This is a genomic window from Alphaproteobacteria bacterium (assembly GCA_037200005.1).
Lineage (GTDB): Bacteria > Pseudomonadota > Alphaproteobacteria > UBA9219 > RFNS01 > JBBCGY01.
In genome coordinates this window covers 1,768,691-1,793,959 of sequence record JBBCGY010000001.1, presented here as the reverse complement: position 1 = coordinate 1,793,959, position 25,269 = coordinate 1,768,691, and the positions used below count along the sequence as shown (strand labels likewise).

The 25,269-nt window shown below is 60.5% G+C and carries 30 protein-coding genes and 7 pseudogenes; 18 read left to right on the top strand and 19 right to left on the bottom strand.

All coding sequences use genetic code 11. The features are described 5' to 3' along the window. The first annotated feature begins 61 nt into the window (after window positions 1-61). Window positions 62-319, top strand: coding sequence for a hypothetical protein (locus WDO70_09385; protein MEJ0063389.1), 258 nt, complete (start codon window positions 62-64; stop codon window positions 317-319). A 226-nt stretch (window positions 320-545) separates the two neighbouring features. Here WDO70_09385 and WDO70_09380 read toward each other — a convergent pair whose 3' ends face one another. The 6 genes and pseudogenes from WDO70_09380 to WDO70_09355 all read right to left on the bottom strand — a co-directional run bounded on the left by WDO70_09380 (window position 546) and on the right by WDO70_09355 (window position 3,403). Beyond that, window positions 546-857: an ATP-binding protein gene (locus WDO70_09380; protein MEJ0063388.1), complete on the bottom strand. Its 312-nt coding sequence runs from the start codon at window positions 855-857 to the stop codon at window positions 546-548. A 6-nt stretch (window positions 858-863) separates the two neighbouring features. Then, complete coding sequence (locus WDO70_09375) at window positions 864-1,643, bottom strand: HAMP domain-containing sensor histidine kinase (protein ID MEJ0063387.1); 780 nt, start codon at window positions 1,641-1,643, stop codon at window positions 864-866. Continuing rightward, window positions 1,571-2,233 carry a stimulus-sensing domain-containing protein gene (locus WDO70_09370; protein MEJ0063386.1) on the bottom strand — a complete coding sequence of 221 codons (663 nt, stop codon included), beginning with the start codon at window positions 2,231-2,233 and terminating at the stop codon, window positions 1,571-1,573. Before WDO70_09370 ends, WDO70_09375 begins: the two co-directional genes overlap by 73 nt. Beyond that, window positions 2,230-2,933 (bottom strand): annotated as a pseudogene (locus tag WDO70_09365) (response regulator transcription factor). Before WDO70_09365 ends, WDO70_09370 begins: the two are co-directional and overlap by 4 nt. Window positions 2,934-2,946: 13 nt before the next feature. Next, window positions 2,947-3,150, bottom strand: coding sequence for a hypothetical protein (locus tag WDO70_09360; GenBank protein MEJ0063385.1), 204 nt, complete (start codon window positions 3,148-3,150; stop codon window positions 2,947-2,949). A 19-nt stretch (window positions 3,151-3,169) separates the two neighbouring features. Further along, window positions 3,170-3,403, bottom strand: a complete 234-nt coding sequence (locus WDO70_09355; GenBank protein ID MEJ0063384.1) for a hypothetical protein — start codon at window positions 3,401-3,403, stop codon at window positions 3,170-3,172. Between WDO70_09355 and WDO70_09350 the strand changes: the two genes are divergently transcribed. The 4 genes and pseudogenes from WDO70_09350 to WDO70_09335 all read left to right on the top strand — a co-directional run bounded on the left by WDO70_09350 (window position 3,299) and on the right by WDO70_09335 (window position 5,275). After that, entirely contained in the window at window positions 3,299-3,547 is a 249-nt protein-coding gene (locus tag WDO70_09350; GenBank protein ID MEJ0063383.1) for a phosphopantothenate/pantothenate synthetase family protein, read from the top strand. The genes WDO70_09355 and WDO70_09350 overlap by 105 nt on opposite strands. Then, window positions 3,514-3,630: pseudogene (locus WDO70_09345) on the top strand (phosphopantothenate/pantothenate synthetase family protein). The gene WDO70_09350 and the pseudogene WDO70_09345 overlap by 34 nt, the downstream one beginning before the upstream one ends. A 185-nt stretch (window positions 3,631-3,815) precedes the next feature. Continuing rightward, window positions 3,816-4,538 (top strand): type III pantothenate kinase, encoded by a 723-nt coding sequence (locus WDO70_09340; GenBank protein ID MEJ0063382.1) that lies wholly within the window; start codon window positions 3,816-3,818, stop codon window positions 4,536-4,538. A gap of 122 nt (window positions 4,539-4,660) precedes the next feature. Beyond that, the gene (locus tag WDO70_09335; protein ID MEJ0063381.1) at window positions 4,661-5,275 is read left to right on the top strand and encodes a hypothetical protein; all 615 of its coding nucleotides are present in this window, start codon (window positions 4,661-4,663) and stop codon (window positions 5,273-5,275) included. A gap of 357 nt (window positions 5,276-5,632) precedes the next feature. Here the strand turns inward: WDO70_09335 and WDO70_09330 are convergent, their stop codons facing one another. Then, window positions 5,633-5,905, bottom strand: a complete 273-nt coding sequence (locus WDO70_09330; protein ID MEJ0063380.1) for a hypothetical protein — start codon at window positions 5,903-5,905, stop codon at window positions 5,633-5,635. On the opposite strand from WDO70_09330, the pseudogene WDO70_09325 reads away from it, so the two are divergent. The 4 genes and pseudogenes from WDO70_09325 (at window position 5,887) to WDO70_09310 (ending at window position 7,599) form a co-directional block, all read left to right on the top strand. Then, window positions 5,887-6,993, top strand: a pseudogene (locus tag WDO70_09325) (IMP dehydrogenase). The gene WDO70_09330 and the pseudogene WDO70_09325 overlap by 19 nt on opposite strands. 61 nt (window positions 6,994-7,054) lie before the next feature. Beyond that, a pseudogene (locus WDO70_09320) lies at window positions 7,055-7,105 on the top strand (hypothetical protein). A gap of 100 nt (window positions 7,106-7,205) precedes the next feature. Continuing rightward, complete coding sequence (locus tag WDO70_09315; GenBank protein ID MEJ0063379.1) at window positions 7,206-7,280, top strand: hypothetical protein; 75 nt, start codon at window positions 7,206-7,208, stop codon at window positions 7,278-7,280. Then, window positions 7,255-7,599 carry an IMP dehydrogenase gene (locus tag WDO70_09310; protein ID MEJ0063378.1) on the top strand — a complete coding sequence of 115 codons (345 nt, stop codon included), beginning with the start codon at window positions 7,255-7,257 and terminating at the stop codon, window positions 7,597-7,599. Before WDO70_09315 ends, WDO70_09310 begins: the two co-directional genes overlap by 26 nt. Window positions 7,600-7,619: 20 nt before the next feature. Here the strand turns inward: WDO70_09310 and WDO70_09305 are convergent, their stop codons facing one another. Further along, window positions 7,620-8,414 (bottom strand): hypothetical protein, encoded by a 795-nt coding sequence (locus WDO70_09305; GenBank protein ID MEJ0063377.1) that lies wholly within the window; start codon window positions 8,412-8,414, stop codon window positions 7,620-7,622. A gap of 270 nt (window positions 8,415-8,684) precedes the next feature. Further along, window positions 8,685-9,170: a hypothetical protein gene (locus WDO70_09300; protein ID MEJ0063376.1), complete on the bottom strand. Its 486-nt coding sequence runs from the start codon at window positions 9,168-9,170 to the stop codon at window positions 8,685-8,687. Between the two features lie 160 nt (window positions 9,171-9,330). On the opposite strand from WDO70_09300, the gene WDO70_09295 reads away from it, so the two are divergent. Further along, the gene (locus WDO70_09295) at window positions 9,331-9,567 is read left to right on the top strand and encodes a hypothetical protein (GenBank protein ID MEJ0063375.1); all 237 of its coding nucleotides are present in this window, start codon (window positions 9,331-9,333) and stop codon (window positions 9,565-9,567) included. Window positions 9,568-9,857: 290 nt separating this feature from the next. Here WDO70_09295 and WDO70_09290 read toward each other — a convergent pair. Next, a pseudogene (locus WDO70_09290) lies at window positions 9,858-10,623 on the bottom strand (PhoH family protein). A 582-nt stretch (window positions 10,624-11,205) separates the two neighbouring features. Between WDO70_09290 and ykgO the strand changes: the two are divergent. Beyond that, window positions 11,206-11,332 (top strand): annotated as a pseudogene (ykgO, locus tag WDO70_09285) (type B 50S ribosomal protein L36). Window positions 11,333-11,344: 12 nt separating this feature from the next. Here the strand turns inward: ykgO and WDO70_09280 are convergent. The 5 genes and pseudogenes from WDO70_09280 to pyk all read right to left on the bottom strand — a co-directional run bounded on the left by WDO70_09280 (window position 11,345) and on the right by pyk (window position 15,109). Next, window positions 11,345-11,578, bottom strand: a complete 234-nt coding sequence (locus WDO70_09280; GenBank protein MEJ0063374.1) for a hypothetical protein — start codon at window positions 11,576-11,578, stop codon at window positions 11,345-11,347. Further along, window positions 11,565-13,088 (bottom strand): tetratricopeptide repeat protein, encoded by a 1,524-nt coding sequence (locus tag WDO70_09275; GenBank protein MEJ0063373.1) that lies wholly within the window; start codon window positions 13,086-13,088, stop codon window positions 11,565-11,567. Before WDO70_09275 ends, WDO70_09280 begins: the two co-directional genes overlap by 14 nt. A 71-nt stretch (window positions 13,089-13,159) precedes the next feature. Then, window positions 13,160-13,342 (bottom strand): AAA family ATPase, encoded by a 183-nt coding sequence (locus WDO70_09270; protein MEJ0063372.1) that lies wholly within the window; start codon window positions 13,340-13,342, stop codon window positions 13,160-13,162. Window positions 13,343-13,367: 25 nt separating this feature from the next. Further along, complete coding sequence (locus WDO70_09265; GenBank protein ID MEJ0063371.1) at window positions 13,368-13,706, bottom strand: AAA family ATPase; 339 nt, start codon at window positions 13,704-13,706, stop codon at window positions 13,368-13,370. Continuing rightward, window positions 13,699-15,109 (bottom strand): annotated as a pseudogene (gene pyk / locus WDO70_09260) (pyruvate kinase). Before pyk ends, WDO70_09265 begins: the two are co-directional and overlap by 8 nt. 152 nt (window positions 15,110-15,261) lie before the next feature. On the opposite strand from pyk, the gene WDO70_09255 reads away from it, so the two are divergent. Together WDO70_09255 and secF are read left to right on the top strand one after the other, a co-directional pair. Next, complete coding sequence (locus WDO70_09255; GenBank protein MEJ0063370.1) at window positions 15,262-16,038, top strand: hypothetical protein; 777 nt, start codon at window positions 15,262-15,264, stop codon at window positions 16,036-16,038. 59 nt (window positions 16,039-16,097) lie between these two features. Beyond that, window positions 16,098-17,051, top strand: coding sequence for a protein translocase subunit SecF (gene secF, locus WDO70_09250; protein MEJ0063369.1), 954 nt, complete (start codon window positions 16,098-16,100; stop codon window positions 17,049-17,051). A gap of 159 nt (window positions 17,052-17,210) precedes the next feature. Here the strand turns inward: secF and WDO70_09245 are convergent, their stop codons facing one another. Together WDO70_09245 and WDO70_09240 are read right to left on the bottom strand one after the other, a co-directional pair. Next, the gene (locus WDO70_09245; GenBank protein ID MEJ0063368.1) at window positions 17,211-17,621 is read right to left on the bottom strand and encodes a ribbon-helix-helix domain-containing protein; all 411 of its coding nucleotides are present in this window, start codon (window positions 17,619-17,621) and stop codon (window positions 17,211-17,213) included. 179 nt (window positions 17,622-17,800) lie between these two features. Beyond that, window positions 17,801-19,330, bottom strand: coding sequence for a YifB family Mg chelatase-like AAA ATPase (locus tag WDO70_09240; protein ID MEJ0063367.1), 1,530 nt, complete (start codon window positions 19,328-19,330; stop codon window positions 17,801-17,803). Window positions 19,331-19,471: 141 nt separating this feature from the next. On the opposite strand from WDO70_09240, the gene WDO70_09235 reads away from it, so the two are divergent. From WDO70_09235 to WDO70_09220, 4 genes are read left to right on the top strand one after another with little or no spacing between them, the layout of a single operon-like run. Beyond that, window positions 19,472-20,137, top strand: a complete 666-nt coding sequence (locus WDO70_09235) for an ABC transporter permease subunit (GenBank protein ID MEJ0063366.1) — start codon at window positions 19,472-19,474, stop codon at window positions 20,135-20,137. A 3-nt stretch (window positions 20,138-20,140) separates the two neighbouring features. Continuing rightward, window positions 20,141-20,980 (top strand): transporter substrate-binding domain-containing protein, encoded by an 840-nt coding sequence (locus WDO70_09230; GenBank protein MEJ0063365.1) that lies wholly within the window; start codon window positions 20,141-20,143, stop codon window positions 20,978-20,980. Further along, window positions 20,977-21,813 (top strand): transporter substrate-binding domain-containing protein, encoded by an 837-nt coding sequence (locus tag WDO70_09225; GenBank protein ID MEJ0063364.1) that lies wholly within the window; start codon window positions 20,977-20,979, stop codon window positions 21,811-21,813. The genes WDO70_09230 and WDO70_09225 overlap by 4 nt, the downstream gene beginning before the upstream one ends. Continuing rightward, window positions 21,813-22,535: an ATP-binding cassette domain-containing protein gene (locus WDO70_09220; GenBank protein MEJ0063363.1), complete on the top strand. Its 723-nt coding sequence runs from the start codon at window positions 21,813-21,815 to the stop codon at window positions 22,533-22,535. The genes WDO70_09225 and WDO70_09220 overlap by 1 nt, the downstream gene beginning before the upstream one ends. A gap of 2 nt (window positions 22,536-22,537) precedes the next feature. Here the strand turns inward: WDO70_09220 and WDO70_09215 are convergent, their stop codons facing one another. Beyond that, the gene (locus WDO70_09215) at window positions 22,538-23,053 is read right to left on the bottom strand and encodes an adenine phosphoribosyltransferase (GenBank protein MEJ0063362.1); all 516 of its coding nucleotides are present in this window, start codon (window positions 23,051-23,053) and stop codon (window positions 22,538-22,540) included. 144 nt (window positions 23,054-23,197) lie between these two features. Here WDO70_09215 and WDO70_09210 point away from each other — a divergent pair, with 144 nt between their 5' ends. Beyond that, window positions 23,198-24,382, top strand: coding sequence for a DUF2336 domain-containing protein (locus WDO70_09210; GenBank protein ID MEJ0063361.1), 1,185 nt, complete (start codon window positions 23,198-23,200; stop codon window positions 24,380-24,382). A 17-nt stretch (window positions 24,383-24,399) separates the two neighbouring features. Here the strand turns inward: WDO70_09210 and WDO70_09205 are convergent, their stop codons facing one another. Then, on the bottom strand, window positions 24,400-25,173 hold the full coding sequence (locus tag WDO70_09205; protein ID MEJ0063360.1) for a hypothetical protein: 774 nt from the start codon (window positions 25,171-25,173) through the stop codon (window positions 24,400-24,402). Window positions 25,174-25,269: the final 96 nt, after the last annotated feature.

Sequence of the window (25,269 nt, the reverse complement as noted above, 5' to 3'; positions counted from 1 at the left end):
AAGCGCGGCGGGGAGGCAAGGGCGGGAAATCGATGAAAAGGAGCAATATTCGGCTTCGAGTATGGAAAAATTTTGTACTTTCGCCTTTTCTCCGATAATATCCCCCGACATTATCAAGGAGAAATTAACTATGGCCGCAGTAACCGAAGAAAAGCCCATGACGCTTGAAGAGCAAGCAGCTATTTTCATGGCGCATGCCCTTCGCAGCGCGCCGGAGAATGCGCCTGGCTCCGTCGAGGTCGGCGGCATCGAGAGCTTGTGGAAACTGCCAGCGAAGGTTTTTCGGGTAAGGAGTTTGCCGGAAAACCATTTATATTAGACCGCCGCTCATCGCCCGACAGCGAGTCTTTTGTGATCGTGCATTCGGCGGATACGTCTGCGCCGCTCGGAAGTTCTGCACCCTGACCGTCTTCGCCGAAAAAGGCAGGGAAACGTTTCATATCCACCATGAGGCCGATGAGGGTTATTGCATAAAGACGTATGTGCCTTACGGAAAGCCGTTGGCCTTCTGGGCGATTTCCGAGGCAATCCGTACAAGCTTAATTTCAAGTCTCGACCGGAAGCAGGACCGTAAACCGCGCGCCGATGACATGGCCGTTTTCGTCATGCCGGTTTTCGGCCCATAAGCGCCCGCGATGGGCCTCGGTGATCTGCTTGGCGATGGAGAGGCCGAGGCCGGAATGCAGGCCGAATTTCTCGCTTCGCGGGCGTTCGCTGTAGAACCGGTCGAAAATCGCCTCCAGTTTATTGTCCGGAATGCCGGGGCCGTCGTCATCGACGGTCAGGCGCACATAATCGCCCTCCCGGACGGCCCACAGCCGCACGCTGCCGCCTTCCGGCAGGAAGGGACAGCGCATTGTCGATCAGATTCCGCATGACTTCCGCCAGACGGCCTTCGAGCCGCGCACCGTCAATCCCGCCGGAATTTCGCCCATGACGGCCACGCGCGACGGCGCGTCCATCGGCGCGTAAAAATCGGCGAGCGCCTCCATCAATTTGCCGATATCGACGCTTTCGGCCTGGGCGCGGCTCAGTTCGGCGTCGAGCCGCGAGGCGCTGGCGATATCGGTCAGCAGCCGGTCGAGCCTGTCCACATCGTCGCGTATGACGGCCATGAGTTTGCGCTGGCGCTGCGGATCGTCGATCTTCGCGGCGGTTTCCACCGCGCTGCGCAGCGAGGTAAGCGGATTCTTAAGCTCATGCGCGACATCGGCGGCGAAATTCTCGATGGCGGACAATCTTGTGGCCAGCACCGCCGTCATGGCGCGCAGCGCGCGGGACAGTTCGCCGATCTCGTCGGCGCGCTCGCCCATGTCGGGAATTTGCCGCTGCGCGAGAATCGCCGCCACGCCGCCGAATTCCGCCTGGGTCTGCCCATGCTGCACGTCGCGCACGGCGGCGGCGAGCTGCCGCAGCGGCCCCGCGATGGTGCGCGCGAGATAGAAGGACAGCAGCACCGTCAGCCCCAGCACCGCGAGAAACGCCTTGCCGACGCTGGCGCGCACTTCGGCGAGCGCGGCGTCGATCTTGGCGGAGCCGCGGCGTCGCCATCGCCGCGCCCAGCACCTGCTTATAGCCATGCACGGCACGGCGGCGGCCAGCAGCAGATTGCCCTGCGGCAAGCGCCAGACGGCGGTCGCCACGGTTCCTTGCAGCGCCTTGGCGGCGATGGAGTAATGCTCGGCGCGCTGTTCGGTCTGCTCCTCATAGGGCGCGTAAACTGCCGCGGAATTTTTTCGGCGACGAAATCGGTCAGGATTTGCCAAAACATCCCGATGCGCCAGCCGTCGGGCGGCGGCACGTCCTCGATCTGGATCGCTTCGCGCGTCACGGCCAGCATGCGGCTGTCGGCGATCAGCTCGCCTTCGGCGTCGAAAAGCCGCATGCGGCTGTCCGAGCTTTCGACCAGACGCCGCACCATGGAGCGGGCCAGATCGGGCGAGAGGATGTCGCGTTCCTCTCGCCGGCGATGACCGCGCCTTCTCCCAAAGCGCTGGCGATCATCCGCGCTTCGAGCGACAGCGCCTCGAGATCCGCCTGAATCAGGCGCTCCTGATAGCCGCCGAGATAGAACCATGCTGCCGCCCAGAATGGCGAGCGCCAGCATATTGACCGCCATGATGCGCCAGGTAAGCGGGGAGACGGACGGCGGGTGGCGGATAACCGAAGCCAGCGGGCGGCGCAGCGCCGCCTGTCCTTTGTCATCCGGCGTCCGATCCCTGCCTTCGGTCATTCGCGGTATCTGTAGCCCACGCCATACAGCGTTTCGATCTGCGCGAAATCCGGATCGATATCCCGGAACTTCTTGCGGAGCCGCTTGATATGGCTGTCGATGGTGCGGTCGTCGACATAGATCGATTCGCCATAGGCGCCGTCCATGAGCTGATCGCGGTTCTTGACGTGGCCGGGACGGACGGCGAGCGCCTTGACCAGCAGAAATTCGGTGACGGTCAGATCGACGGCCTCGCCCTTCCAGGTGCAGAGATGCCGCCCGCTGTCCAGCACCATGTCGCCGCGCACCATCACCGCGCCCGGATCGGCCGTGCCCGGCTGGGCGCGCAGCTGCTCGCGGCGCAGCAGCGCGCGGATGCGCTCGAGCAAGAGCCGCTGCGAAAAGGGCTTGGTGATGTAATCGTCCGCACCGAGCCGCAGCCCCATGATTTCGTCCACTTCCTCGTCTTGGAGGTCAGAAAAATCACCGGCATTCCCGAGGTCGCCGGGTTCTGCTTGAGCTTCTGCAGCAATTCCATGCCGTTCAGGCGCGGCATCTTGATGTCGAGCACGGCGAGATTGGCCGGGCGCTGGGTCAGGCCGCGCAGGGCCTCGTCGCCGTCATTATAGGTCTGAACCTGGAATCCCTCGGCTTCGAGCGCCATGCTCACCGAGGTCAGGATATTGCGGTCGTCATCGACCAGGACGATGGTTTGGGACACTTGTTTTCATCCTTTAATTTTTCAGCAGGCCGATTATGCCAGAAAAATTATGGCGGCAATAGGGAATCGATTTGCCGCCGGGTAGGGCGCGGTCTATAAAGGCCCCATGTCCAGCGTTCCTGATAATCATCCCCGCGCCGCGAGCTTGCGGATGCGCGAGGCTATCGAGCATCACCGGCAGACCGGCCTTGTGGCCGAAACCGGGCCGATCGCCCATGGCGGGGCGAAGCCTTCGATTATCTGCTGGGCGAGGCGACGCCCGAACCCGTCCGCCAGGATATCCGCGCCGCCGCCGCGCTTTTGCTGCAAGCCGAGCATCCGGTCATCAGCATTAACGGCAACACCGCCGTTCTCGCGCCTGAGCGCTGGCCGAACTCGGGAAGGCGATTCCGGCCAAGCTCGAGGTCAATGTCTTCTACGGCCGCACGGCGGAGCGCGAAAAGAAAATCGCCGAGTTTCTGCAATCCCATGGCGCCGGGGAGGTTCTCGGGGTCAATCCGGACGCCAAGGTTCCTAATCTCGCCTCCGCGCGCGGCAGCGTCGATAGCCAGGGCATCGCCAAGGCCGATGTCGTCGTCGTGTGCCTGGAGGATGGCGACCGCACGAGGCGCTGATAGCCTGGGGCAAGAAAGTCATTTCCATCGATCTCAACCCCTTGTCGCGAACGGCACGGACCGCGACGATCAATATCTGCGACAATGTCGTAAGGGCGCTGCCGCTGCTTGCCGCCGCCGCCGAAGAATTAAAAGGCCATCCGAGATTGTCGACGCGCTGGTCAAGGGGATCGACAACGACCGCGCGACCGCGCGCGTGCTGGAATTCATCCGCGAGCGGCTGGGAAAATTGTCGTCCGAGTTGCTGCGCAAGGCAGGAGAGTAAGCGATGCTGCTGGCTCTGGATGTCGGAAACACTAATGTCGTCATCGGCGTCTATCGCGGGCGCGGCAAGGACGCCGAGCTTGCCGGCGATTGGCGCATCGGCACCGACAGAGACAAGACCGCAGATGAATACGGCATGGCGCTGCAGGCGCTGCTGGCGCATGGCGGGCTGAAGCTCGGCGATATCCGCCATGTCGCGATCTCCAGCGTCGTGCCGCCGATGAGCCGCATGCTGTCCGAACTGGCGCGGCGCTATTTCAAGACCGAGGCCTTCTTCGTCTCGGCGCAGGGCGATATCGGCATTGCCATCCATTATAAAGGTCCGGTGGAAGTCGGCGCGGATCGCATCTGCGACGCCGTCGGCGCTTTCGCCAAATATGGCGGCCCGGCCATCGTTGTCGATTACGGCACCGCCACGACCTTCAACGCCATCGCCGCGAACGGCGATTATCTGGGCGGGGCCATCGCGCCCGGCATCGGCATCTCGATGGACGCGCTGTTTCAGCGGGCCTCGCGGCTGCACCGGGTAGAATTCGCCGCGCCGCCGCGCGCCATCGGCGAGACGATGGCCGAGGCGATGCAAAGCGGCCTAGTCTTCGGCTATGCGGGCCAGACCGACGCCATCGTTGCGCGCATCCGCAAAGAGCTTGGCGGCGGCGCGAAAGTGATCGCCACCGGAGGGCTTGCCCCTCTCATTCAAACGCCAGCGCCACCATCGAGATCGTAGATCAGCTGGTGACGCTGGACGGGTTAAGGCTGTTGTTCGAGCGGCAAAATCCGGGCGGCTAACGGGTGCGTTAACCTTAATTGACTGTTCGTGAAACTAATTTTGCGCGGTAAACTCCGCGCATGACCTGGACTTCGCTCGAAAATTTCTTCACGCCGACGATCACGCCGGAAATCGCCGCCGAGTGGCGCGACAGGCCGGTGGTGACGGGCGCGGATGCTTTCAAACCAGTTGCGCTTGAGGATTTCCGGAATGTCGCCAGAACTCTGTGCCTTCTTCTTCCTCATGAGATTAACAGCGGGTCGGAAAACGCCGTATGGGCGCGGGACCGGGCTGGCAGGCTCACTGTCGTCAAAAACGGGAATCCCGAAGGCAGGATAACTGGCGGTCGCGAGAAACTCTTTTCCGATCTAGGCCGCGCCATTGCCTGCCGATTCCTCCCACGCGCTTATGGCGGCGGGATGAGAGCGAGCCTCATGATTATCGCGTGGCGTCGTTGCGGGCCTTCCCCTACACGCGAGATAGTCCGCCCGACGAAGTTCTTCTTGCCGATCGTTCGCTCGCGCAAATTTCAATTTTCGACCAATGGATCATATGCGGCGACCGGCATAGAGGGCAGATTGTTTATGATCCCTCCGCTGGCCCCGCCAAGGCCTATATCGATTTCGGTTCTGCATGCCTGGATGGAAGCGATGAGGCATTCCGCCTCTTTTCCCATCGGGCGGGCAGGAGCATGACAATATCAGGAAATGTTCAGCGCGCGCCTTCGATCAGATCGCCGCCGGGGTGCCTGAAGTCGAGCAAACCATCGATGTCATTCAATCCCTGCCGGATTCCTTCATTAGGGATTCGATTGACCGCTTGCCCGAACCGCTTTTCACAGCATGGGCGACATGCAAATCATCAAGGACAGTCTCATCGCCCGCCGCGATAATCTGCGCCCTTTGATCCGCGCGGCAATCGATTTAGGCATTTAAGGAGGTATCATCATGACTATATCCGAAGATCACGGTTACGAAACGCCGGAACCGCCTCGCCCTTTTATGAGGGGCTGTTGCTGGAGGAGGGCGTTCTGTACGCCGGACAGGCAGCTATTATGACGGCAAGAGGATCACGGGCACGAACAGTTTTCGCGGCACGGCGGAGATGGTGATATTCTCGCGCGAGATGGGCGAAGACCTCAACCGGGAGACGGAAATACAGCCTCTGGTCGATCTGGCTTCGCGAATATCGCTCTCAAATATGGCGTCGAGGGCGCCACCCATCCGGGCGGCGCGGTGAAAACGCCCGGCGAGTTTATCCGCGACGGGCTGGAAAAGCTGGAAGCGGCAGGGGGCGCTGCCCGGCGATGTTCGCCGCCAGATCATGCCTATTCTCGAGGAACACAAAGATTTGTGGCCCGCGATATCATGCCTTTGATGCGCGGCGGTGGGGGAGCTTTCCGGCAAACCGAGGATGCTTTTCCCCAAAAATGAGCCGGCTTAAGCGCAAAACCGCGCTTTCTATTTCCGGTTTCCTTGGTTATAGTGCCCTGCAACTTTGGTTTATCCCTATGAAAGTTGCATCATGGCCGAATCTTCCGCCTATTCCCCCGTCTCTTTCGCGCTTCCCCGAAGCCCTGACGTTCGACGATGTCTTGCTGGTTCCGCAAGCCTCGTCGGTGCTTCCGGCCGAAGCCGATACCAGTTCCAAGCTTACCAAAAGCATCAAGCTCGGCGTGCCGCTGTCTCGGCGGCGATGGATACCGTCACCGAATCGGGCATGGCGATCGCGCTGGGCCCAGGCGGGCGGCATCGGCGTCATCCACCGCAACATGACGCCGGAGCATCAGGCCGAGGAAGTGCGGCGGGTGAAGCGCTTCGAATCCGGCATGGTGGTCAACCCGATCACCATCGCCCCGAACGCGCCGCTGATCTCGGCCTTGAGGCTGATGGCGGATTTCAAGATTTCCGGCATTCCGGTATGCGAGGCGTCGGGCAAGCTGGTCGGGATTCTCACCAACCGCGACGTCCGCTTCGCCACCGACATGCAGCAGCCCGTCGCTGAGCTCATGACCAAGGACAAGCTGATTACCGTGCGCGAGGGCGTGAGCGCCGACGAGGTCAAGCGCCTTTTGCACCAGAACCGGATCGAGAAAATCCTCGTGGTGGACGACGCCTACCGCTGCATCGGCCTTATCACCGTCAAGGATATCGAAAAGGCACGGCTGTATCCCAACGCCTGCAAGGACGAAAAGGGGCGGCTGCGCGTCGCGGCGGCGACCGGCACCGGCGAGAGCGGGCTTCTGCGCGCGGCGGCGCTGTTCGACGCGGGCGTCGACGTTCTCATCATCGATACCGCGCACGGCCATTCCGACAAAGTGCTCGAGCAAGTGCGGCAGGCGCGGCGGCTCTCGAACGCGACGCAGATCATCGCGGGCAATATCGCCACCGGCGACGCGGCCAAGGCTCTGATCGACGCGGGCGCGGGACGCCGTGAAAGTCGGCATCGGGCCGGGATCGATCTGCACCACCCGCATGGTGGCGGGCGTCGGAGTCCCTCAACTCACCGCGATCATGGACGTGGCCGAAGCCTGCCGCAAACAGGGCATTCCGGTGATCGCCGACGGCGGCATCAAATTATTCGGGCGATCTCGTCAAGGCCATCGCGGCGGGCGCGGATTGCGCGATGCTCGGCGGCATGTTCGCGGGCACCGACGAAGCGCCGGGCGAGAAAGGTGCTGTATCAGGGCCGCGCCTATAAGACCTATCGCGGCATGGGATCATTGGGGGCAATGGCGAAAGGCTCCGCCGACCGCTATTTCCAGAAGCAGGCGCAGGACCCGCATGAGCTCGTGCCGGAAGGCGTCGAGGGCCGCGTGCCGTATAAAGGCCCGGTGGGGCAGGTGGTGCATCAGCTCGCGGGAGGCTTGCGCGCGGCGATGGGCTATACGGGAGCGGCGACCATCGAGGATCTGCAAAAGCGCGCGAAATTCGTGCGCATCACCGGCGCGGGCCTCAAGGAAAGCCACGTCCACGATATCCAGATCACCGCCGAGGCGCCGAATTACCGGGTGGATTGAGTCTCTCGCGGATTAGAAACTCAATCAAAGTTCGGATAGATTTCCAGCCGGGAGAAGCTCGACCAGACAGGACGTTCGGGAATATTGGTCTGGTGTTCGGTGCTGTCGGCCACGATCAGGCCAAGCTGGTTCTCCCCCGTCCGGTAAAGCTCGCCCCGGCGTTTCATATTCGCGGGCGACGTTGAGCGCATCAGGTAGCTGAGCGGGACGGGCCGCGGGGTGTCAGGATTTGCCGGTCGCGGGGAATCCGTGTGCCATAGATACGGGCACCCTTCATCCGGCGGCAGCATAAGTTCCTGCCAGTAGGTCATGATCGCCGCGCCCTTTCTAAGGCCAAAAAAGGCATGATGCACCGCCAGGGTATCGGCGAAAAGCGGAACGATATCGGTGGCGACTTTTTGCGCTTGCTCCGGCGTCAGCGGCACTTCCGGCTGGTCGTTTATGCGCTCGTATGTGGGACGAACCGTGGTAATATTCGCGGCAAGCGCCGTCGCTACGTCCAGAAACGTCCGGTGCAGATCATCCGGGCTGGCTTTGGGATCGACGGCAAACGGCGTATACACATTATCGCGGCTCGCAATAAAGAAAGCGCCGAGACTTTCATCCGGCGCGAACATGGCTTTCTGACGGTCGCTCAGCGTGGCGGCGGCGGCGGGAAGATCGAGCCGGTCGCTTTCCCTGGCGCTGAGCGGGCGCTGGCCGAGAACCGCCAGTTCCACCCGCCGCTCCTTAGGAATCTCGATCCGCATCTCCGGCGCGAAGCCAGCGCCGCGAGGCGTCGTTCTGGTTAAAAATCCTGGCGTCGGACTATTCATAAAACCTTTATACTCCCGAATAAATAATCATTCACGAATACGCAGGACGGATGCGCCTTATTTGGGCGCGGGCGGCGGCACCGAACCCGTTCCAGAATCCGGCTTCGAGCCCGGTCTGGCCGGTTGCTGAGGGTGTTCTTTATGTACCTCTCCACGGTCTACCCTACGCTCAAGCTTGGCCTGCATTTGGCTGTTGGCCCGGTTCATCATGGCCCAGAAGTGGGCTGCGTCGCTTGGGTCTTGAGACATGGTGTCCTCCTTCATGAAAACTTATTGAGGCGTAAGCGCCGATCCCGGCGCTGAACTCGGCCCAAAACCCGGCTTGGCCGGAAGATCGGGAAGGATTTTCTTGTAGCCGGGAATGCGGTCTTGCACCTGGCGCACGACATCATCCACGTCGAAAAAGCCATGGGCCCAACCGGCCTTTATGGCCCGAGACAAGGGCCCGGCGGTAATTCCGATGTGATGATGGCAGCCGCTAACGAGCGCAGACATTTTTTCCATGTCTTCGTCGCATATTAAATTGTACAGCTTCCAGGGTTTGTCTCCATACAGCCCAAGCTCATCGGCGTGCATAAGGATTCTCTTATGCCGGATCGTGCCGCTGGGATTGCTTAGATCGCCCAGCTCCGCTAGCCGACTTAAAATCACCAAAGATTTCATATGAACTTCTTCGGGGCGCGTCATATCCGGTATGGCAAGCTTGATAGCGGCGTCCTCTACGCTATCTTCGGGTGCGATGCGGCCTCTGGACATCATACTCTCCTTCATGAAAACGTAAGTTTATAAAATCCCGCGCCGGTCAGCCATTTTGCAAAGCCTGCTTATTAAACCGCGCGCTCGACATGCTCCTTTCAGGAGACGGTTGAATGCCAAGCTGAGTGCATAAGACTGTGGCCCAATGGCGAACTCCTTCATGATCGCCATTGTCCGGATGAGCAATTCTGGCGATGAGAGTCTTGGCATCATCGTGAACCGCATCGGGCCTTGCCTTGGCGATATTTCCAATGGCGAGCAGAGCGTCCATGCGCACCCGCGGCGACTGATTCATGTCTTCAAAAGCGACGACATTGATAAGCGTGCCGACGATGGCTGCGACCTGCTCTTCGGGCGCTTCCGAAGGGCTTCCTGGCCTGGTGCGAGCCTTGAATAGTCCTTCACATCCTGCCCCGCCACGCGGTTGGCTCGCCTGCTGTCGCTGGTGATTTCTCGCGTCGCCTCTATAAGGTGACGGAGGCTCCATTGATTTATCGTCTCTTCGCTTGACATAATAATCTCCTTATTAACTTAATAATTGCAATGCCATCTGCAAAAGACATGGTATCACGCGCCAAAATCATGCGCCGAGCGAATTAAATACTTTCATGGTTTTTGCAGGCAGAAAAGGAGGGCCGTCATTTCCGCAAAAGCGGGAATGACGGCCGTTTTCGATGATACGAGGTTCTACAACACGCCCAGCATCGTCGCGACCAACGGGTGGCGCACCACGTCGCGGTCGGTCAGGCGCACCACGGCGATGCCGGGACAGAGTCTCCAGCCGCTTGGCGATATCGGCGAGGCCCGACATGCCTTCCAGCAAGTCGGTCTGGTCAGGATCGCCGGTCAGCACCATCGTCGAGTGCCATCCAAGCCGCGTCAGCAGCATCTTGATCTGGGTGTAGGTGCAGTTCTGTGCTTCGTCGATCACGACGAAAGCGTTGTTGAGCGTCCGCCCGCGCATGAAGCCGATGGGGGCGATCTCGATGGCGCCGTCCATCATCAGCTGCTTGAGGCGCTTGCTGCCGAGGCGGTCGTTGAGCGCGTCATACAGCGGCCTCAGATAGGGCGACATTTTCTCTTCGAGCGCGCCGGGCAGGAACCCGAGATGCTCGCCCGCTTCGACGGCGGGGCGGGACAGGATGATGCGGTCGACCCGCCCGGCTTCGAGTGCCTCCACCGCAGCGGTGATGGCGAGATAGGTCTTGCCGGTGCCCGCCGGCCCGACGGCGACCACCAGGTTATGCGCGGCCATCGCCTCCATCAGCGCGGCCTGGTTCGGGTTCTGCGGCTTGACGGTGCGGATATAGCTTTGATCGCGGCGCTCGAAGGCGGGATTGCTTAAGGGATCCCAAGCGCCCTTTTTCTTGAAGATCGGCTCGACATTGAATTTCTTGTCATCACGACGCACAGACGTTAACTCGATTCTGCTACGGTGCGATCTTCTGCTCATAAAGCTCTCCTGGGTTAGAGATGTGGTCAGTCCGCTTGTAAAACTCGGAAAACACTCCGTCGCCGCCACGCCGCAGCAGCGGAGAAGCCATGCGAAAGCGACCGAGTGTTTTTCGGGTTTTCAAGTTGACGTAAGATAAACGAAACAGGTCATGACAACGCCGTCCCTGGAAGGACGTCGAAGCGGGGTGATTTTTTGTAACAAAAAGATTAATAGCGGCGATGGGGGCGCTGGGCGGCGAGAGTTGTGAACTGACTGGTCAGTATCGTTTCTCCCTCGAGCATCGCTCCCGGTTTCTGTGCTTCGCCGGGAACTGGTTTAAGACGCATTAGCCTTAATCCATAATTACACTCTAGTAGTTGAATATTAATATGGAGTTTAGGCAAGATGTTTCAAGGCGGAGTCATTCAATAAAGCGTGCAGGTGCAAAAATGGCACAAGAAGGATAAGCCCTTGTAACAGACTGATATATATGAAACTTGCTCAAGGCGCATTTTCCTTGCTTGACAAGGAGGGGGTTATATCCCTAGTTTCCCGGCCTTACAGGGATTTATGGCCGCTTGATGCGGAAGGTTGGAAAAAATGAAAATCGCTAACTCACTGCGTTCGCTCAAAAAGCGCGATGCCAAATTGCCGCATCGTCCGCCGCAAGGGCCGCGTCTATGTCATCAATAAGAAGAATCCGCGCTATAAGGCTCGCCAGGGCTAAACTGTCGCCGGCCTAACCTGTCATGGCGGCTAAATCCCGCCTGACGCGCGCCAGAACCTCCGGCCAGTCGTTGAAATTGCTCTGACGGTAAAGTTTTGCCGTCGGATACCATGCGCTGTCCCGGCCCTCCGTCTGCCAGCGCCAGTCTGGCCCGGTCGGCAGCAGCACCCAGACCGGTTTGCCCAGCGCTCCCGCAAGATGCACGGTCGACGTGTCCACCGCGATCACCAGATCAAGCGCCGCCATGAACCGCGCCGTATCGGCGAAATCGCCTATCTTCGCGCCAAGATCGGCGATACCGAGCTTGCCGAAATCGCGCCGCCTCCTCGCCGCGCAAATCGGACGGGCGCAAAAGATTGTAATACCGCACGCCTTCGACGCCGCAGATCGCGCTGAACGCGGAAAATTCGATCGAGCGGCGATGATCGTGCTTGTGATCCTTGTTGCCTGCCCAGACGATGCCGACGCGCAGATTCTTTTCCTCGGCCAGTTCGGGCGGGACGTCGCCGGGAGGAACCGGGATATAGGGAATGCGTCCCGGCATGGCGTCCGGCCCCGTGCCCATCAGATGCGGCAAATCCATCATCGACGCATGGGCGTCGCAAACCGTCTTCGCCGCGTCGCCCAGCGCGACAAACCGGTCCGCGCCGTCCCATCCCTGCAATAAGGACTGCAGCGGCGCGCGGCAGGCATAGATCACTTGCGCGCCGCGCGACCGCAGCAGCGGCAAATAGCGGCAGAACATGATGCTGTCGCCGAAGCCCTGCTCGTCGGCGACGAGAATGGTTTTCCCCGCCGGATCGCTTCCATCCCATAGCGGCGCGGGAACCGCCGCGCGCTTGAGGAGTTTGATAGCCTTGAAGCGCCAGGCATAACCGGCGAATCCCTGGTCGAGGCGGCCCAGCAGCAGATCGAGCAGGGCTATGTGATAATTGACGTCCGGATCGTCGGGCTTGATCGCCAGCGCCTTCTTATAGCTCGCCTCGGCCCCGGCGTAGTCGCCGGTCGCTTGCAGGCATTGGGCGTAATTGTCCCAGGCGGCGAAATTGCCGGTATCGATCTCGACCAGGCGGCGATAGGCGGCGATGGCGTCCTTGTCGCGACCCAGCCTGATGCAGGCGAGGCCGAAAACGAACAGCGCGTCGGGATAATTCGGATTGAGCTTTACCGCCTTGAGCGCTTCCTGATAGGCCATGTCGCGGCGCCCGGATTCATCGGCGATATTGGCGAGATTGACGCGCGCCTGGATATTACCGGGGTCTTCGGCCAGCACGTGCTGCAGCTCGGCGAACGCGCCGTCGTAATCGCCCGCCGCCGAAATCAGCAGCGCGAGATTGTTGCGCGCCTGATGCAGCGTCGGCATATAGCGCAGGCAGTCGCGGTATGCCGCGATGGCCGCCGGGTTGTTGCCGATGGCGCGCAGCGCGTTGCCGAGATTGTAATGCGCCTCGGCCAGATCGGGCTGCATCCGCGCCGCGAGCTGGAGTTCCTTGGCGGCGGCTTCGGCGTCGCCCGAGGCCATGAATGCGTTGCCGAGATGGAATCGGAACAACGGCGCTTTGGGATCGAGCGCCACCGCCCGGCGGATCGCCGCGACGGCTTCTCCGGCCTTGCCCTGGCCCTCGAGCGCGACGCCGAGCAGCGACCAGGCATCGGCCTCGCGCGGGCTCGCCGTCACGATAGCGCGATAGGCGCGCTCCGCCTCCGGCAGCTTTCCGGCGCGGTGCAGGTCGATGGCTTGCTTAAGGGTGGGCATCGAACGGGCTTCTCAGGAATAGAATCGGGCGGCGGCGCGCTTGGCGCCGCCTCTATCAAAGGACAAAAACCTTAAGAAATATTGGACATCACGAATCGCAGGCGTTCCTGCACGCCGGTTTTGGGAATTTCGAGAATCCGGTAGCCGCATTTGGGGTAGAATGCCGTCAATCGCTCATATTCGGCGACCGCGTCTTCAAAGCAATGCTTGCGTTCGTCGTCTTGACAGAAAATTTCTTTCCAGGGCGGCGTCATGAAAACCGCCGGGTGGTATCGCCAATCATCGATGAGATGGTCGTATTTTTCCCGAGTCCGCGATTTTCAAGCTTTGATAACCGGCGACGCCGTCAAGAAAACTCCGGTCGAAGAAGACCAGGCCGTCCTGTCCGGGCGCTTCCGCCGCCTGATGAAATTTCTCGACCGATCTGGCGATGATCAATTCGCAAAAAGCCTGGGGGCTCTGCCAGGGCATGATGCCGCCCTTGATCGCCAGCTGTTCCTTGACGATTTCCCTGCCGGCTTCCGGCATGACGGTATGGCCGTTTTTGCCGAGTTCATCGAGAAGCGTCGATTTTCCGCCGCCGGAACAGCCGGACAGGACGATGAGTTTTTTACCCAACGGTTGCGATTCGCAGGACATTGGTGCTGCCGGACGTGCCGAAGGGGACGCCCGCCGTGATGACGAGGTTCGCGCCGCTCTTGGCGAAGCCGTCGCGCTTGGCGATAGAGACGGCTTTTTCCACCATTTCGGTGAAATCGGCGATGTCGGCGGTATGGACGGCATGGACGCCGAAGCTCAAGGTTAGTTTCCTCGCGGTTTCGATCTTGGCCGTCAGCGACAGGATCGGCACGTCCGGGCGTTCCCGCGCCGCGCGCCATGTGGTCGAGCGGATGTCGTATAGGTCACGATGGCGGCGGCGTCGATGGTTTCCACCACCTGCCGCGCCGCCGCGGTGATCGCGTCGGACATCGTATGCTGCAAATCGGGATGATAGGCGCGATTGGTCGTGCGGTAGATCGGATCGACATGAATGCGCCGCGCGATGCGGTCCATCATCGTCACCGCCTCGATGGGGTAGCTGCCGCTGGCGGTTTCCGCCGACAGCATGATGGCATCGGCACCGTCGAAGACGGCGGTCGCGACGTCGGACGCTTCGGCGCGGGTCGGCGCGGGGCTGGTGATCATCGACTCCAGCATCTGCGTGGCGACGATGACCGGCTTGCCGTGCTTGCGCGCCGTGCGCACGATGAGCTTTTGCAGCCCCGGAACGTCTTCGGGCGGCATCTCGACGCCGAGATCGCCGCGCGCCACCATGACGCCGTCGGAGACTTCGACGATTTCCTCAAGCGTGGTGATGGCCGACGGCTTTTCGAGCTTCGCCATGATCGCCGCGCGGTTGCCGATGATTTTGCGCGCTTCGATCACGTCTTCGGGGCGCTGTACGAAAGAAAGCGCGATCCAGTCCGCGCCCAGCTTCAAGGCGGCGTCAAGATCGCGGCGGTCTTTTTCCGTCAGCGCCGAAAGCGGCAGCAGCACGCCGGGCACGTTGACGCCCTTGCGGTCGGAAAGCTTGGTTCCCGCGATAACCTCGGTGTCGGCGAAATCGCCGCCGACCTTGAGCACGCGCAGCCGCACCTTGCCGTCGTCGAGCAGCAGCTCGCTGTCGGGCGTGACGGCGGAAAGAATTTCAGGATGCGGCAGGCCGACGCGCTTGTCGTCGCCTGGGTGAGATCGAGGTCGAGGCGCAGCTTCTGCCCCGCGATCAGGTCGATGCTGCCGGTTTTGAACGTGGCCAGGCGCAGCTTAGGCCCTTGCAAGTCGGCCAGAACGCAGACGGGCCTGCCGACTTCTTTTTCCAGGTTTCGGACGATGGCCATGCGCGCGGCATGATCTTCATGACTGCCATGGCTGAAATTGAAACGGAACACATCGGCTCCCGCCAGGAACAGTTTTTTGATGATGGCGGGATCGGTGCTGGCGGGGCCAAGCGTGGCGACGATTTTTGTGGGGCGGGTGCGCATGCCGATGTCAGAAAACAGATGCCAGATGACAGAAGAGAAAATCTATAGATGCTTCTTCAACTGCTGTCACCTGTCTTTCTGTCATTGGGCGTCTGTTTTCCGAGATTTGCCTTAACCAATGCTTAGGTTTTGCCTTCTAGAAAATTTAGTCCATGACCCAAGATTTCTCCGAAGCAGGCTTTGACGCCCAATTGCAGGTCGAATTCCGCGATCAGGCGGCGGACAGGCTGGCGAAAATCAACGCGACCATCAATGCTGCGAAAGCGAAGCAAATCCCGGACGAGCCCGCGCTGCTCGCCCTTTACCGCGACATTCAGGGCTTGAAGGGCACGGCGGCGGGTTACGGCTTTCCGGTCGTCAATATGGTGGCGCAGCGCATGGAGGGCTATCTCCAGGGGCTCGCCGCGTTCCAGCCGCGCACGCTGGACGATTTGCAGGCCTATGCCGATCTGCTGGTGACGCTGGCCGAGCGGGCGATCCAGCCCGATCCCGAAGAGGCCAAGCAGCTCATCCAGGATTTGCCCACCCGCTACGATTTCAATGTCGGCGACGTCGTGGTCAAGCATATCGAGATCATGGTGGTCACGCCGACGCGCGTGGCGGCCAAGCTGGTGGGCGGGGAACTGGCCGCCTGCGGCTTTCGCCCGGTGCTGATGCACGATCCCATCGAGGCGCTGGCGCAGGCGGTGCGCGTCGTGCCCGGCATGATCATCGCCTCCATCGTCATGGAGCCGATCAACGGCGTCGAACTGGTGCGGGCGCTCAAGATCATGCGGCCTACCCGCGCCTGCCCGATGGCGGTCATGACCAGCCTCGAGGCGGACCGCAAGCCGCTTCACGATTTGCCTGCCGACGTCGCCATCATCCATACCGGGCCGAATTTCTCGGACGATTTCGCCGCCGCGACCGGAAAATTCGGACTGGGGTGACAAAACCGCGATAATGGCGTATTGAGCTTGGCTTCACAAAACAGCCATCGCCGATAGCCATGAAATTCAAGCCAATTCACTGGGTTAAAATCGATACCAATGTCGATTTCGTCGCCAAACGCTGGTGGGCGTTCGGCGTGACGATAGGGTTGATGCTCATTACGGTCGTGGCGCTTGCGGTGCAGGGGCTTAACCTCGGCATCGATTTCAAGGGCGGCATTCTGATCGAGGCCCAATCCAAGCAAACGATCGACGTGACGGCGCTGCGCGCCGATCTGGAAAGCCTCCATCTCGGCGAAATATCCTTGCAGGAATTCGGCAGCCCGCGCGACGTGCTGATCCGCATTCAGCGCCAGGCGGGGGGGCAGGCGGAAGGTCATCCGGCGGGCCAGGCGGCGGATGACAGCACGCAAATGGCCGCCATCGAGAAGGTGCGCGCCAAGCTCGGGCCGGGCTATGAATACCGGCGAGTCGAAGTGGTCGGGCCGACCATCGGTGCGGAATTGCTGCGGGCCGGGCTGCTCGCGGTTCTGTTCGCGATGCTGGCGATCGCGCTCTATGTCGTTTTCCGTTTCGAATGGCAGTTCGGTGTCGCCGTCCTGATGGCCGCCATGCATGACGTGTTCGTGACGGTCGGGCTGTTCGCCGTGCTGCAGCTGGACTTCAATCTCACGGCGATCGCGGCGCTGCTTACGCTCGCGGGCTATTCGATCAACGATACCGTCGTGGTATTCGACCGTATCCGGGAAACCATCAGGCGGCACAAGACCGAAAACCTTCGCGCCGTCATCAACGCGTCGGTCAATCAGACATTGTCGCGTACGATCATGACGGCGGGAACGACGCTGCTTGCCTTGCTGCCGCTGATTCTGTTCGGCGGACAGGCCATGCTGAATTTCTCTCTCGCCTTGGCATGGGGCGTTCTGGTCGGCACCTATTCGTCGATTTATGTCGCGGCCGCGCTTTTGCTCTATATGCCGCCGCTCAGGCGCATGGAACTGAAGGCAGCCTAGAACCTGTTATAATCTTGTGATGCCGGGCTGCAAATGGAACTTTTTCAAACTTTCGGTGCTCACGTATGTTGAATACGCTGCGCCCGAAAGCTTGAAAAACCCCCATTTTCGCCTCGGCCTGACAAGATTCTAAACAGGTTCTTGGGTCAGCCCAAAGATCTATTCGAGCGCTATGATCGCGGCGATCACGAGAGGGCCGAGATAGTTGTCCGAGAAGCTTGTCTTCGGTTTAGGCGGCGGCGGTGATGGCGGCGGCGAAGTATAGGTCGTGGGCAGCGGCGGCAAGGGATTGGCGCCCATCGCCGCAATGCGAAAATAGCCGATGATAAAAAGGCGGACGGCCGCGGTAAGATTATTGCCGCGCCGCCGTTCATCGACGATGCTGCATAAATCGCGAATCGCCACCGATTCGCGGGCGCTGATGTCTTCGAGAGCTTGCCACATCGCGCGTTCCAGGCGGATCGAGGTCCGTCTTCCGCAAACACGAATATTGCGGCTGATGAAGTCGCATCCATGTCCGTTTTTATTTCGATCCGGTAATGGCCGTTTCGCCCTGGAACTGTCGCGCATGTCGTTTCACCGCATGTTATTTTTTTTGCACTTCGCACGCCCTATGTTTGTATCATAGTGTTATTAGTTCAGCGATGCGTAACATAGATGCATCCTAATTGTATATAAGAAAAGAACCGTTTGCTATTCACGATTGCGGATTCTTGGTTCGCGTTTTTATAATGATTATAGAGAAGCCGTTAGGGCCCAGACCCTAACCGGCGGTAGGTCAGCGCTTCGGCGATATGGACGCGGCGGACGGTATCTTCTTCCCCCAAATCGGCAAGCGTGCGCGCGACTTTCAGCACGCGGTGATAGCCGCGCGCGGATAATTTAAGACGCTCCGCGGCGGTTTGCAGCAAATTGCGCCCGTCCTGATCGGGCGCCGCGGCTTTTTCCAGCAATTCGCCTTCGGTCTCGGCATTGGTACGAATCTGCTGGCCGCTCGAGGTTTTGTGCGACTGGTATCGCTCGGCCTGAATGGCGCGGGCCGCCGCGACCCTTTTGGCGACCGCCGCGGAATCCTCGCGCGCTGGCGGCAGGCCGAGCTCCTCGATGCTGACCGCGCCGACTTCCACCTGGCAGTCCACGCGGTCGAGCAGAGGGCCGGAAATCCTGGTCTGATAATCCTGGCCGCATTTCGGCGCGCGGCCGCAGCCCTGCGCCGGATCGTCGATATAGCCGCAGCGGCACGGATTCATCGCGGCGACAAGCTGAAAGCGCGCGGGATAGGTCACATGATGATTGGCGCGCGCGACCACGGCGCGGCCCGATTCGATGGGCTGGCGCAAGGCTTCGAGCGTGGGCCGCTGGAACTCCGGCAATTCGTCGAGAAACAGGACCCCATGGTGCGCCAGCGATATCTCGCCCGGCTTGGCGCGAATCCCGCCGCCGATCAGCGCGGGCTGCGTCGCCGAATGATGCGGATCGCGGAACGGGCGGCGGTGCAGGAGCTTGCCGCCTTCCAGCAGCCCCGCGAGCGAATGGATCATCGACACTTCCAGCGCCTCGGCGGGCGACAAAGGCGGCAGGATGCCCGGCAGCCGTGCCGCGAGCATGCTCTTGCCCGAGCCGGGCGGGCCGATCATCAACAGGTTATGGCCGCCCGCCGCCACGACTTCCAGCGCGCGCTTGGCGGTTTCCTGTCCCTTGATGTCGCGCAAATCGGCATGATGGACGCCGCCGCGATCCTGTATTTCCGGCGTGGGCCGCGCCAGGATTTGCGTGCCCTTGAAATGATTGATCAGCGCCAGAAGATTGGCGGGCGCGAGAATGTCGATCTCTCCCGCCCATGCCGCCTCGCCGCCGTTCTTTGCCGGGCAGATCAGCCCGCGCCCGCCCGCATTAGCATGGACGGCGGCGGGAAGAATCCCGGCGACGCCGGTCAGGGAGCCGTCGAGCGCCAGTTCGCCGAGTGCGACATAGCCCGCCATTTCCTCGCGCGGCAGGATATCCATCGCGGTCAGCACGCCAAGCGCGATCGGCAGATCGAAATGGCTGCCTTCTTTCAGCACGTCCGCCGGGGCGAGATTGACGGTGAGGCGCTTGGCGGGCAAGGCGAGGCCGAGCGCATGCAGCGCGCCGCGCACCCGCTCGCGGCTTTCGGCCACTGCCTTGTCGGGCAGGCCGACGATGGTGAACACGACCTGGCCGGGCAGCGTCTGCACCTGGGTATCGATGGCCAGCACGTCGGTGCCGGAAAAAGCGACGGTATGGATACGTGCGACCATGACTCGATGAATATAACGGGGAACCGAATTTCGACCCTTGGTTACCAGCAATGGTTGAGATTAGCAAAGAGTCCTGCCATAATTGCTGACGCCAATAGGCAGCTCATGATATTTTCAGCCTTCCTGGATTAAGCGCGGCTCATGTCGGTTCTGGATATCCTTATCAATTATCATACCGCCTTTCTGGGCGGTCTTGCCGTCACGCTGCAGCTTTGCGCGATAATATGGATCAGCGGCATCGTCCTTGGCGCGGCGCTGGGATTGGCGGGCGCGCAGCAGCCGCTATGGGTCGGCGCGCCGTCGCGGCTGTTTTCCTTCCTTCTCGGCGCGGTGCCGCTGCTGGTCTTCTTGTTCTGGCTGCATTATCCGGTGCAGGCGATGTTCAACGTCGTCATCGACCCGTTCTATACGTCGGCCTTCACGCTTTCCGTCATCAATATTTTCTGCGTGGCCGATATCGTTCGCGGCGCGCTGAACGATTTTCCCAAGCAATATCTGTTCGCGGCCAAGGTGACCGGCCTGACACGCCGGCAGACCGTGCTGCGCATCCAGCTGCCGCTGATCCTGCGCGAGGTCATGCCGCCGTTGTTGCTGTTGCAGGTTTCGATGCTGCACGCCTCGCTGTTTTCGAGCCTGATTTCCGTCGAGGAGCTGTTCCGCGTCGCGCAGCGCATCAACGCGCAGATATACCGCCCCGTGGAAATCTATACCGCGCTCGGCGTGTTCTTCCTGGCCGTATGCTTGCCCGTCAACGGCTTCGCCTATTGGCTCAAGAAACGATTCACCCGCAATATGTCGGAGCATTGAGCAATGAAAAAATTCCTTATCGCCTGCTTGCTGGTTCTGGTTACCTTTCCCGCCGTCGCGGAAGACGCGAAAGAATCCGCTTTCGACCGCGTGATGCGGACGGGAGTTTTGAAATGCGGCTATTATGTATTTCCGCCAGTGACCTATCGCGATCCCAACGCCAAGGAACTATCGGGCTTCTCAATCGACATGATGAACGCCATCGCCAAGCGAGCCTCGCTCAAGATCGAATGGACGGAAGAGGTGACCTTCGGCAACTGGGCGCCGGCGCTCCAGTCCAGGCGCTTCGATGCCGTTTGCACGCCTATGTTTCCGGGCGCGAGCACGGCCAAGGGAGCGGCTTTTACCGTCCCCTTCCTGTATTCCGGCCTCTCGCCGATGGTGCGGGCCGATGATGAGCGTTTCAAGGACAACGACCTTGCGCGCCTGAACAAGCCCGACGTCACTTTCATCATGCAGGACGGGGGCGATTTTCTCAGCACGACCCCCGATGTTTTTCCGCAGGCCAAAATCCACAACGTGATGGCGGGCGTCGATGGTCCCACCATGCTGCAGGACATCGTCACGAAGAAGGCCGACGCCATTCTTATGGATCGCAACGGCGAGATTGCTTATAATAAAAACAATCCCGTCAAGCTGCGGCTGGTCGATCCTGCCCATCCGGTGAAGTTGCAATCTTTCACGCTTGCCGTAGGGCGCGGCGAATGGGCGCTCAAGGACTTCCTCGATACGGCTATCGATGAGATGAACAATGACGGCAGCATCGACCGCATGATGAAAAAATGGGAATCGGAATCCGGCCAATTCCTGCGCGTCGCCAAACCCTATGAGCCGGCGAAATGAGAAAATTTCTTTCCATCTGCCTGCTGGTTCTGATCGCGGCGCTGCCCGCTGCGGCGCAAGACAAGAAAGAGTCCGCCTACGAGCGCGTGATGCGCACCGGAACCATCAAGGCGGGATATTCGGTCTGGCCGCCCTATCAGATCAAAGACCCGAACACCGGGGAAATATCCGGCGTCGCCGCCGATCATATGAAAATCTTCGCCAATCTTCTTGGGCTGAAAGTCGAGTGGGTCGAGCTGCCCGGCGTCGGCACCGAGGTCGAGGAGTTGAAGAGCGGACGCTGCGATGTCGCGGTGAATGACGGGCCTTATGTTTTCTCGATGATCAAATTCATTGATTTCGCCGATCCGCTATTTTACGTCCCGGTGCATGCCTATGTCCGCCAGGACAACAAGCGCTTTCATAAGCTGGAGGAATTGAACTCTCCAGACGTGACGTTCGTGGGTCTCGACGGCGATTTGAGCGTCAGCCTCGTGGGGCTGTTCTACCCGAAGGCGAAGCTGAGGACGCTGCCGGCCACATCCGATCCCAGCATGATGATGACGGACATCAACACTGGCAAGGCCGATGTCGCCATCATCGATCCCGGCACGGTGCATAATTTCAACAAGAACAACAAGCCGGGCCTGAGCGCTTTTGCGCCCGATGCGCCCGTGGCGGTTTATCCGATCGGCTATGGGGCCATGAAGGACGACGGCAAACTGCTCGCCATGATCAATAGTGCGACCGCGATGATGCACAATACCAATGCTGTCAATCCGGTTCTGGAGAAATGGATTCCGGAAAAGGACTCTTATTACTTCGTCGCCAAACCCTACGAAGTTCCTCAGTAATGCTCACCGCGACCGATCTTCATAAATCCTTCGGCGGCAAGCATGTGCTGCGCGGCGTCGATATCGCCATCGCGCCGGGCGAGATCGTGTGCGTGATCGGCCCGTCCGGCACCGGCAAGACCACGCTGCTGCGCGCGCTGGCGCTGCTGGATTATCCCGACGGCGGCAGCATCGCCATCGACGGCAAGACGTTTCATTTTCCGCTGGCCAAGGGGCAGAAGATCGCGCCGCCCTGGCCCGAGATGACGGCGGTGTTCCAGTCCTTGTTCCTATGGCCGCATCTCACTTTGCGCGAGAACATCATGCTGCCCGCGCGCAACCGCAATCCCCATGCCGAGCGCGACATCGATGATTTCATCAAGCTGTTCGAGATGGAGCATTTCGTCGACCGGCACCCTAACGAGGCTTCGGTCGGGCAGCGCCAGCGCGCCGCCCTCGCGCGGGCCTTGATCCTCAACCCGCGCTATGTGCTGCTCGACGAGATCACCTCGGCGCTCGATGTCGAGCAGACCGGGCGCATTCTCGAAAAGCTTTCGCATCTGAAGGAACGGAATATCGGCGTCTTTCTGATCACCCATCATCTCGGCTTCGCCAAGCGCGCGGCGGATCAGGTGATTTTCATGAGCGGCGGGCGCGTCGAGGAAACCGGCAATGCCGGAATCCTGCTGCAGCCCAAGACCGAGCGGCTCAGGCAGTTCCTGTCGATGTCGGAATTCGCGTAGTTTTATTCGTCGTACCGCACGAGGCTCGTCACCGGCACGTCGAGCTTTTGGCGGCCGCCAAGGAAGTTCAATTCGATAACGAAGGCCGCGCGCACGACTTCCGCCCCGACATGGCGGCATAGCGCGACCGCCGCCGCTGCCGTTCCGCCCGTCGCCAGCAAGTCGTCGAGAATGACCACGCGCTGGCCTTTGGCGATCCCGTCTTCCTGAATCTCGATCGTGTTGGTGCCGTATTCCAGGCTGTAATCGTAGGGGACGGTCTTGCCCGGCAATTTGCCGCGCTTGCGCACCATGACGAAGCCGGTGCCGAGCGCGATGGCCAAAGGGGAGGCGAGCAGAAATCCGCGCGCGTCGATTCCGACCAGAAGATCGGGCTTGTCGGGGCGCAGCGCCTCGGTCATCCGGTTGATCGCCGTCCGCCATGCTCCGGCATGCACCAGCAGCGTCGAGATGTCGTAAAACATGATCCCCGGCTTCGGAAAATCGGGAATGCCGCGAATATGCTGTTTAAGATCGATGGTCATGGCGGAAACGAGACGATGGATGGGGGAGTGGGAAGGCGGAGCATTTTCTTACTGGTTACCGACTTATACCTAATTTTACTGAATTTTAACGAAACGCAAAGCTTTATTGGCGATATTGAATGGTATGTTAGGCTTCGCGTGACAAAGCCCCCTGGTGATAAAGCCTATGGCGGCGAGCAAAGCCGCCCTATGTCCAAGGTGAAAATGACGACCCAACTTTCACAAGCCGACGTCGCAAAGCTTTTGACCAATCCCGCCCCCTCCGCCCGGGCGGAGGTGGCGTCCAAGATCGGCCTCGATCTCGATAGCCCGCGCTTGACCGAGCGCGAAGTCGAGCTGGCGCAGGACGTTATCCGGGTGCTGGCCAAGGATGTCGCCGTGTCGGTGCGCGAGTCGCTGTCTCTCAGCCTGCGCAAGGCGCAGCGTTTGCCGCATGACGTGGCATTGCAACTCGCCCGGGACGTGGACCGGGTGGCGCTGCCGGTTCTCGAAGATTGCCTGATTCTGACCGACAGCGATCTGATCTCCATCGTTCAGGGCGAAAATTCCGAGAGCAAGCACAATGCCATCGCCGGCCGTCCGGAAGTTTCGCCGGTCGTATCCGACGCGCTGGTGGATCGCGGCACCGAGAAAGTGGTGGCGACGCTGGTCGGCAATAGCGGCGCGCAAATCGGTGACGGCAGCCTCAACAAGGCTATCGACCGTTTCCCCGAAAGCGAAGCCGTGCAGGATCCTTTGGTCAAGCGCGAGAAATTGCCGGTGACGGTCGCCGAGCGCCTGGTGGTCAGGGTATCGGAAAAACTGCGGGATTATCTGGTCACGCATCACGAATTGTCGCCCGCGATGGCGGCCGACATGGTGCTGCAAAGCCGCGAGCGCGCGACGATCAATCTGGTCTCGCAATCCTCGGAAACCGATGTCGAAAAGCTGGTGGTTCAGCTTTACCGCAACAAAAGGCTGACGCCGTCGCTGGTGCTGCGCGCGCTATGCATGGGCGATATGGCGTTCTTCGAGGCTTCCATCGCCGTGATGTCCAACGTGCCGCTGGTCAATGCCCGCATCCTGATTCACGATGCGGGGCGGCTCGGCCTTAAGGCGCTGTATGACAAATCCGGCTTGCCGCCGCGCCTTTTGCCCGCCGTGCGCGTGGCGATGGACGTCGTGCGCGAAACCGAGCTTGACGGCGGCGAGAACGATATGGAACGCTATCGCTGCACGGTGATCGAGCGCATCCTCACGCAGTTCGAGGACATGCAGCAGGAAGACATCGAATATCTGATCGACAAGCTCGGCGATATGATGGACGACGACCGGGCGGCTTAAGCTGTCCGCCCGGACGCTTACGGCTGGGGCGGAGGCGCCGAGGCGCCGTGGCGGTGAATGTATGTCGGGCCGCCGAATTTAAGCTGAATGCCGATGCTGAAGGGCGCGCCTTCCCGCGACGGATCGTCTTTCGGCGGCGGGATGGGCGGAGTCAGCAGCAGATTGACACCGAAATTCCGGCCTTCGATGGCGGCAAAACCGCCGCCGATGAACGGGCGCATGGGATTGTTGCTCTGAAAGCCGCTATCCAGCCCGACGAAGGCGCCGAGATGCAGATTGACCCCGGCCAGCGGGCCGATATGCAGCGGCGTATAGGCGACGCCGCCGTAAAGAGCGCCGTCGATGATGGTCCGTTCGCGATATACCGGCTGCGTCGAGCAATAGTAATTATAATCGCAATAGGTCACATTTTGGTAATAACCCTGCGTATGCGAGCCTTCGTAACGCACGCCGAGGGCAAGGGTCCAATCCTTGAATCTGCTTTCGACGCCAATGCCTGGCAGCAGCATGAAGCCGCCCTTCGATCCCTGTGAGCCGGGCTGAAAAGAAGCCGCGGTCACCGTTATCCAGCTCGATCCCGCATAGGTAGCGCGGGGCGCGGAGGGCGGCGGCGGTTCAACAGCAACTTGAACTTCAGTTTCAGGCGCAGCCTGGGCTGGCGGCGCAGGCGGCGGCGCGGCTTGAGGCGGCGGTGGCGGTGCGGGTTGAGGCGGAGTTTGGGCCGACGGCGCGGGTGCGGGCGCAGCAGTCTGGGCTTTGGCCAGGGATGGGGCAGCAAGCGCTATTGCCACGGCAGCGGCTTTAAAAGATGGATATTTCAAAATCCGGCCTTTCTATTATGTTTTTCGTACTTTATGAAAATACCCGATAAATTCCCTTTCACAAAA